The sequence below is a fragment of the Paraburkholderia sp. genome (assembly GCF_049581445.1).
Classification (GTDB): domain Bacteria; phylum Pseudomonadota; class Gammaproteobacteria; order Burkholderiales; family Burkholderiaceae; genus Paraburkholderia.
On sequence record NZ_JBAURZ010000293.1, the window covers coordinates 1 to 5,750 of the forward strand.

The 5,750-nt window shown below is 62.1% G+C and carries 6 protein-coding genes; 3 read left to right on the top strand and 3 right to left on the bottom strand.

The window, feature by feature from the left end; all coding sequences use genetic code 11:
• Both WCA85_RS24245 and WCA85_RS24250 read right to left on the bottom strand, forming a co-directional pair.
• Positions 1-700, bottom strand: a 700-nt coding sequence (locus WCA85_RS24245; RefSeq protein ID WP_424067397.1) for an RNA polymerase sigma factor, incomplete at its 3' end; no start/stop codon positions are given.
• A 55-nt stretch (positions 701-755) separates the two neighbouring features.
• Entirely contained in the window at positions 756-1,109 is a 354-nt protein-coding gene (locus WCA85_RS24250; protein WP_424067392.1) for a YciI family protein, read from the bottom strand.
• 690 nt (positions 1,110-1,799) lie between these two features.
• Here WCA85_RS24250 and WCA85_RS24255 point away from each other — a divergent pair.
• The 3 genes from WCA85_RS24255 (at position 1,800) to WCA85_RS24265 (ending at position 4,583) form a co-directional block, all read left to right on the top strand.
• A complete protein-coding gene (locus WCA85_RS24255; RefSeq protein ID WP_424067393.1) occupies positions 1,800-2,414 on the top strand; it encodes a LysE family translocator in 615 nt (204 codons plus the stop codon).
• A 265-nt stretch (positions 2,415-2,679) separates the two neighbouring features.
• Entirely contained in the window at positions 2,680-4,137 is a 1,458-nt protein-coding gene (locus WCA85_RS24260; RefSeq protein ID WP_424067394.1) for an MFS transporter, read from the top strand.
• A 20-nt stretch (positions 4,138-4,157) separates the two neighbouring features.
• The gene (locus WCA85_RS24265) at positions 4,158-4,583 is read left to right on the top strand and encodes a nuclear transport factor 2 family protein (protein WP_424067395.1); all 426 of its coding nucleotides are present in this window, start codon (positions 4,158-4,160) and stop codon (positions 4,581-4,583) included.
• Positions 4,584-4,608: 25 nt separating this feature from the next.
• Here the strand turns inward: WCA85_RS24265 and WCA85_RS24270 are convergent.
• A partial coding sequence (locus tag WCA85_RS24270) for a PLP-dependent aminotransferase family protein (RefSeq protein ID WP_424067396.1) occupies positions 4,609-5,750 on the bottom strand: 1,142 nt, incomplete at its 5' end.

A 5,750-nucleotide genomic window follows, 5' to 3' on the forward strand; every position in this document is an offset into this window, starting at 1 on the left:
AGGCCAGGAGGCCCAGCGCTTCCGGCTCCTGCGGCAGCAGCCCGGCCGCGAGCCGCGCCAGAAACATCGCTTCATCAGTGAGATCGCGGCGTGCGACATCGGTCCCGCCCGGATCCGTCCAGCCCTCCGTAAAGGCGGCGTAAATGGCGTCCAGCACAGCGTCGAGCCGCCCGGCAAGCTCCTCACGCTCGGGGATGCTGAACGGAATGCCGGCCTCGCGGATCTTGCTTTTGGCTCGCACGAGGCGTTTACCCATTGCGGCCGGAGACATGAGGAACGCAGACGCGATCATCTTCGCATCCAGCCCAAGCACCACTTGCAGCATCAACGGCGCGCGGATCCCCGCCTCGATCGCAGGATGCGTGCAGGCGAACATCAGTGCGAGACGATCGTCGGGGATGTCGGCGTCCGCCGCGCCGTCGTCGAACTCCTGCCCGAGGAGCAACAACTGCACGGCGGCAGCTTCGCCCGTGCGGCGGCGCCTGGCGACGTCGATCATCTTTCGCCGCGCCACGGTGAGGAGCCACGCTTCCGGGTTCGACGGACAGCCGTTGTGCGGCCAACTGGACAACGCCGAGGCAAACGCCTCCGATAGTGCATCCTCGGCAGCCGCCACATCCCGCGTACGGGCCGCGAGAAAAGCGAGGAGCTTGCCAAAGCTGCGGCGCGCGACCGCGTCCGCCGTGTCGCGCGCGTTCATGTCATCGTTGGCCAAGCTCATGCGTTCACACCTCGCCTGAGATGCGGTTCACTGCTCACCCAGCAGCGTGCCAGAGCGGACGCACCTCGACCACGCCGTGACTCGCGGTTGGGCAACGAGCCGCCCACGAGAGGGCGGCATCGAGATTGGGCACGTCGATGAGGTAGTAGCCCCCCAGTTGCTCTTTCGAATCCACATAGGGTCCGTCGAGCACCTGCGACTTGCCGTCCGCGATACGTACGGTCGTCGCAGCCGTTGTCGGCTGCAGACGCCCCCCGCTCACGAGCGCACCCGCCGTCTTCAATGCCTCCGTATACGCGGCATAGGCAGCCACGCCCTGTTCCTGCTCGGTCTTCGTCAGGCTGGTCCAGCCGCCTTCATTCGCATAGAGCATCAGCATGTATTGCATTTGGAATCTCCGTCATGGGTTGTCGGTGGGCAAAGTGCTCCACCTGACCAATGACGCTCGAACCCCTGCGATTTGGACATTCGCCATTTCAATGATGACAGGTTCGATGCGGCATACGCTATTTCCGCGTCAGGTGTCAGGTTGTCACGTTGGCGCGAGGGCCGCCAGATGCTCGTCATCAGACGTTCACGAGACGATCGTAGGGAGCCGCTTCCTGACCCTGGCGCTCGACGCAAGTCGTTAGGCCTTGTCCAACGCCTGCCCGCATGCGTCGTCGAGCACTCATGCGGCGACGGACAAGGGCAGGCATCGAACAACGCTTAACGATAGCGCCAGTAGGGCAACGCCATCAAAAGCAGTCGTTCTAGTTCGATTCGCAGGACCGTGCGAGTGACTGCAATGTCCGAATACAAAGGGTCGACGACTGGCGCCCTGAAGCGCGTCGGCGGCGCCCATCTTGCGTTCGCCAACGGGTGCCCCTCGTCAGCGTCCAATCGCATTTACGGTGTCGCAAATCTCCACTAATAGTGGCGTGAATCTCACCATTACTGTCGTCCGCAAATTTCACCCCCGCAGATGCTTGCCGCTCCCTTCGCCCTCTGTACCGGAATTCATCAGCGAATCTGTACCGTTACTGTACCGGCCCGTGTCGATAAACTGCATCAAAGCACATCGACACCGGAGCCTGCCATGTCATTTGATTTCCTGAGCGCATTGCCCGCCGGCATCCTCTTTGCCCTCGTCACCAGCATCACGCCGGGACCCAACAACACCATGTTGCTGGCTTCTGGCGTCAATTTCGGCTTTCGTCGCACGCTGCCGCATCTGTTCGGCATTAGCGCCGGCGTCGTTTTGCTGATGCTCTCGGTGGGTTTCGGTCTTGGCGAGGCGTTCACGCGGTTTCCGGTGCTTTACTCCGCGCTGGAAATCGCCAGCGTCACCTATCTGCTGTATCTGGCGTGGAAGATCGGCACCTCGGGCGAAGTCAAACTGCGCAAAGGCGAACGCCGTCCGATGAAATTCTTCGAAGCCCTCGCCTTCCAATGGGTCAATCCGAAAGCATGGATGATGGTGCTGACCGCCGCCACCACAATTCATGTGAGCGAACGCTTCGGCAGCAATGTCATGCTGATGGCACTGTTGTTCTACGTCGTGGGTTTTCCGTGCATCTGCCTGTGGGCCGGGTTCGGCACCGCGATGCGCGAGGTGCTCGCTGATCCGAAGCGTCTACGTCTTTTCAACGTGGGGATGGCGTTGCTGCTGGTTGGGTCGCTTTATCCGATTGCCGCGCGCTGGTTGAGTTAGGTAGTGGGCGTCGTGCTGGCGACTGATGCGATTCGCGGCGGTTCGACCTTACTCCTTACGCCGCGACATACCACCTTGTACGACGACATACGGCGATCAGTCGCCTACCTCCAACAATCACACACTCAGCGACCGCGCCTCGGCAAATTACGAATTTTAGTGGTATACCCGCCAGCACCACCGCGATTGCTCCTGCTCTCCCGCCTCTTGTTGTACGATAACCTATAACGAGATTGCCCAGGCATGGGACCGGAGACTAGACTCAATGGCGCACATAGACGAGGCAGCACGACGAACCTCATCCGGGCCGCGTCCGGACACCCCGGCCTTTCCGACCGGCCCGGGCACGAAGCCCGCCATCACGTCACAGGGCCGCGACGAAACCGCTACCCGCGCACGCTGGCTCGTTCTCTTCATCCTGTTCGCCGTCACGACGGTCAACTATGCGGATCGCGCCAGCCTCTCCATCGCCGGCAACGCGATGCAGCACTCGCTAGGGCTGACACCGGTGACCATGGGCTATGTGTTCTCCGCGTTCGGCTGGGCCTATGTGATCGGACAACTGCCGGGCGGACGTCTGCTCGACCGCTTCGGCACCAAACGCGTCTACGCAGTCAGCCTGTTCACATGGTCGATCTTCACGTTCGCGCAGGGCCTCACGGCTGGATTGACCGCAGCAGCCGCCGTCGCGGTGATGTTCTGTTTGCGCTTCGCCATGGGCCTCGCCGAAGCGCCTGCCTTTCCTGGCAATAGCCGCCTGACGTCGTCGTGGTTCCCGCGCGCCGAACGCGGTACGGCAGCCGCGATTTTCAACGCCTCGCAATACTTTGCCGCAGTGCTTTTCACGCCCATCATGGGATGGCTCGTGCATTCATTCGGCTGGCCATCCGTGTTCATGACGATGGGCGTGCTGGGCACGCTAATGACCGGCATCTGGCTGAAGACCATCTATGCGCCAAGGGACCATCCGCGCGCAAACGCCGCAGAGTTGCGTGCGATCGAAGCCGGTGGTGCGCTTGTCGATCTTGAAACGCGCGAAGACAGCGTCACGGCGAACGCAGCAACGAAAGCACCTCCCAAAGTCGCGCTTGGCGCATCGATTCGCGAGATGCTCGGCAGCCGGATGCTGCTCGGCATTTTTATCGCGCAGTACTGCATCAACGCCCTCACCTATTTTTTCCTCACGTGGTTTCCGATCTACCTCGTCCAGCAGCGGCACATGTCGATCCTGAAGGCTGGGTTTGTGACGTCGATTCCCGCCATCTGCGGTTTTCTCGGCGGCGTGCTCGGCGGTGTGATTTCCGATGCAATGCTAAAGCGCGGACACAGTGCGAGCATCGCACGTAAAACACCGATCGTCATCGGCATGCTGCTGTCCACCTGCATGATTGCGTGCAATTACGTCGACTCGGAAGTGCTGGTGGTCGCCATCATGGCGGGTGCGTTCTTCGGCAAGGGGATTGGCGCGCTCGGCTGGGCTGTCGTGTCGGACACGGCGCCGGTCGAAGCCGGCGGCGTCTGCGCTTCGCTCTTCAACGCGTTCGGCAATCTCTCGAGCATCACGACGCCCATCATCATCGGCTATCTCGTGCAGAGTTCGGGCTCGTTCAACTCGGCACTGGTTTTCATCGGGGCAAACGCGGTGGTCGCGGTGCTGTGCTATGTATTCGTGGTCGGCGACATCAAACGTATGGTGCTCACGCGCGCAATGACCACTCGGTAAATGGAAGGAGACTCAACCCGATGAAACAACTGCTTGTGTGGGTCGCAGCCAGCCTCGTTTGCGCGGCCGCGTACGCTGCCTCACCGGATGAAAGCGCCGTCGACGATGCGATGAATCGTCTGAGTGCCGCGATGATCGCTGGCGACGCGCAGAAGATGAAAGCGCTGACCGCCGATACGCTCACCTACGGACATTCGAGCGGAAAGGTGCAGGATCAGGCAGCGTTTATCGATACGATCGCGAGCGGCCAGACGCGCTACAAACGCATCGACCTCAGCAATACGGTGACGACGGTGACCGGCGATAACGCAGTGGTGCGGGATCATTTCTCGGGCACCACAGAGTCTGCGGGCAAGGTCGCGGAGGTGGATTTCGACGTGTTACTGGTCTGGCAAAAACAGAACGGCGAGTGGAAGCTGCTGGCTCGCCAAGGGTACAAGCACTGACGGGCGCAATCGCTCACCCGCAGAGCTAGGCGCCGATCCGTTCGACAAACCGCCACAACGCATCATCCGTCGAGTACGGCGCGTTGAAGCGAAACCACGCGCTCGCCGCATCGTGCGGACGGAAATACGAACCGGGCGCGAGCCAGATGCCGTGCGACAACGCGGCCGTGGCCACTTCAGCGGCCCGCTCGGCTTGAATCGGCAGACGCGCCCATAGAAACAGTCCCGCGCGTGGACGGTGAAACACCTCGAGCCCAAGCGCGTCGAGCCGATCTTCGACCACCGCGTGAGCAGCCTTCAGGCGTTCGTTGACGTCCTCCACATGGCGCGCATAGCGCCCTTCCAGCAGCACCTTGTCGACGATCCGCTCAATCGTCTCGGACGACGTCAGCCCCACCGCCATCTTGGTGCGTGCCAGTTCGCGCAGCACGTCGCGCTCGGCGACGACATAGCCGCAACGCAGACCGGGCGTGACCGTTTTCGAAAAGCCACCCACGTACAGCACGCGCTGCAAGCCCTCCATTGCCGCAAAGAGCGGCGCGCCAGGTGGCGCCAGTTCCCGGCTCACGTCGTCCTCGATCACCCACATGCGCGCACGTTCAGCAATCTGCAGGACACGAAACGCCGCCGCCATGCCGAAGGTTGCCCCGGTCGGGTTTTGCAGTGTCGTATTGACGAACATCGCCTTGGGCCGATGCAGTTGCACCAGTGTCTCGAGCACCTCGGTATCCACGCCGGCCGGCGTGCGCGGCACACCATGTACTTCGAGGCCGGCGAGTTTGAGAATCTGCAGCAGATTGCAGTAGCCGGGATCTTCGACGAGCACCACATCGCCTGGGCGCAGCAGCGTGCGTACGATCAGATCGAGCGCCTGGGTCGCCCCTTGCGTCAGCAACACGTTCGAGACGTCGACCGGCAAGCCATGCCGGTCGAGCTGCGCCGCGATCCGTTCACGCAGCGGCGCAAAGCCGTACGGGTGGCCGTAATCGCCCATGCGCGGTCCCGGAACACGGCTCATCGCCCGTAACGCGTGCTGCAGTCCGCTTTCGTTGATCCATTCGTTCGGCAACCAGCCGCCGCCCGCCTTGATCGGCATTGAATGGTCGGCGAACACGTCGGACAGCAGCCACGTCGCGGTGAGGCTCGGCGGTTGCCAGTCGGTGGCGC